The organism is Desertihabitans aurantiacus (assembly GCF_003344635.1).
GTDB classification, from domain to species: Bacteria; Actinomycetota; Actinomycetes; order Propionibacteriales; family Propionibacteriaceae; genus Desertihabitans; species Desertihabitans aurantiacus.
This window is the reverse complement of the sequence record NZ_QPKK01000435.1, coordinates 1-1,919: the sequence shown is the minus strand read 5'-3', so window position 1 is coordinate 1,919 and position 1,919 is coordinate 1. Positions and strand designations below refer to the sequence as shown.

Here is a 1,919-nt window from a genome sequence, read left to right as displayed (position 1 = left end):
GCGGGCTCGGCGTCGGCCACCGGGACGGCGTCGGACTCGGCGTCCGCGGTCTGCTCCTCGGGGCGGTGCCGGTCGGCCACCTCCACCCGACGGCGGCGGACGGCGGCGAGCGCGTCCTCGGCGCGGACCACCCCGGCCAGCCGGCCGCTGGGCTGCAGCGCCACCGCCATGCCGAGCGGGGAGGACAGGGTCGCGTCGACGACGGCCCGCAGGCTGTCGGTCTCGGGGTGGAAGGTGGCCCCGAGCGGCAGCACCGTCGGACCGTGGGCGGGGTCGACCCAGCCGGTCGGGCGTCCCTCGGCGTCCACCACCACGGCCGGGGCGCCGCTGGTGGCGCTGGCGGCCGAACGCACCGAGCGGACCCGTCCGACCGGCAGCCCGGACGCCGCGGCGAACGAGAGCGCCCGGTAGCCGCGGTCCTTGCCGACGAAGCCCTCGACGAAGTCGTCCAGCGGGCGGTCGAGGATCTCGTCGGGGGTACCGACCTGGGCGATCCGACCGCCGACGCGCATGATCACGACCTTGTCGCCCATCAGCATCGCCTCGTCGATGTCGTGGGTGATCATCACGATGGTCTTGCCGAGCTCGCGCTGGAGCTCGCGCACCAGCTGCTGCAGGTCGGCGCGGACCACCGGGTCGACGGCGGAGAACGGCTCGTCCATCAGCAGCAGGATCGGGTCGGCAGCCAGTGCCCGGGCCACCCCGACACGCTGCTGCTGCCCGCCGCTGAGCTGGGCCGGGAACCGGTGCGCGAGCGAGCGGTCGAGACCCACCATCTTCAGCAGGTCGATCGCGCGCGAGCGGCTCTTCGACCGGCTCCATCCGAGCAGGGCGGGTACGGTGCAGATGTTGTCGAGCACGGTGCGGTGGGGGAAGAGCCCGCCGTTCTGGATCACGTAGCCCATCTGGCGCCGCAGGGTGGTGCGCCGGAACGACTTCAGCGGACGGTCGTCCCAGGCGATCGTGCCGGTGGTGGGCTCGATCATCCGGTTGATCATCCGCAGCGTGGTGGTCTTGCCGCAGCCCGACGGGCCGACCAGGATCGAGATCTGGTCCGAGGGCAGGACCAGGTCGAGCTCGGCCACGGCCGTGGTGCCGTCGCGGTAGGTCTTGCTGACGGACTCGAAAGTGATCACGTGGTACCCATCATCCGGTGCCAGACCGCCGCGGCGCGCGGCGACGGAACGACCCTAGACCAGCGCTCTGACAGCCGTCGGGGTTCTCGGCGCGGGTCGCCCGGTCCGGCGCCGTCTCGACGCCGGTCCTGTCGGTGGCTGCTGCATAGGATGCGGCCGACCGACCGCCGGGTCGGACGGACCGGAAGGACACACGTGCACCGCACACCGCTGCGCTGGGTCGGCCTCGCGCTGCTCGCCCTGCTCACCCTCGGCCTCACGGCCCCCGTCGCCTCGGCCGAGTCGGCGTTCCGGTACTGGTCCTACACGACCGCCGACCAGGGCACCTGGACGCCGGCCTCGACCGGTCCGGCCGAGGTGCAGCCGGAGGAGGGCTCGGTGCAGGGCATGCGCTTCGCCGTGCACGGCACCACCGCGCGCGTCCCACGGACCGCACCGGACTTCGAGACCGTCTGCGCCGGTACCGAGGCCAGCGCCGACGGCGTCCGGGTGGCGGTGGTGGTCGACCCCGGCACCGCCGAGGACGCGCCCGACGGCGCCACCCCGGGCCCGGTCACCGGCACCTGCGTGCTGGCCGCCCCGGGCGACTCCGCCCAGGACGTGCTGGCCGCGGCCACCGAGCTGCGCACCGACGACAGCGGTCTGATCTGCGCCCTCGACGGCTACCCCGCCACCGGCTGCGGCGACCCCGCCCCGGCGCCCGAGGCCGCCGAGGACTCCCCGGTCGAGCTGCAGGTGACGGCACCGGTCGGTTTCCCGTCCGGCGCCGGCGGCGAGGACGCC

The 1,919-nt window shown here is 74.5% G+C and carries 2 protein-coding genes; one reads left to right on the top strand and one right to left on the bottom strand.

Going from position 1 to position 1,919, the window contains the following annotated elements; genetic code table 11:
- Positions 1 to 1,136: ABC transporter ATP-binding protein (locus tag DVA66_RS19900; RefSeq protein WP_114561525.1), on the bottom strand; the 1,136-nt coding region annotated here is incomplete at its 3' end.
- Between the two features lie 195 nt (positions 1,137 to 1,331).
- On the opposite strand from DVA66_RS19900, the gene DVA66_RS19895 reads away from it, so the two are divergent.
- A partial coding sequence (locus tag DVA66_RS19895; RefSeq protein ID WP_114561524.1) for an SCO2322 family protein occupies positions 1,332 to 1,919 on the top strand: 588 nt, incomplete at its 3' end.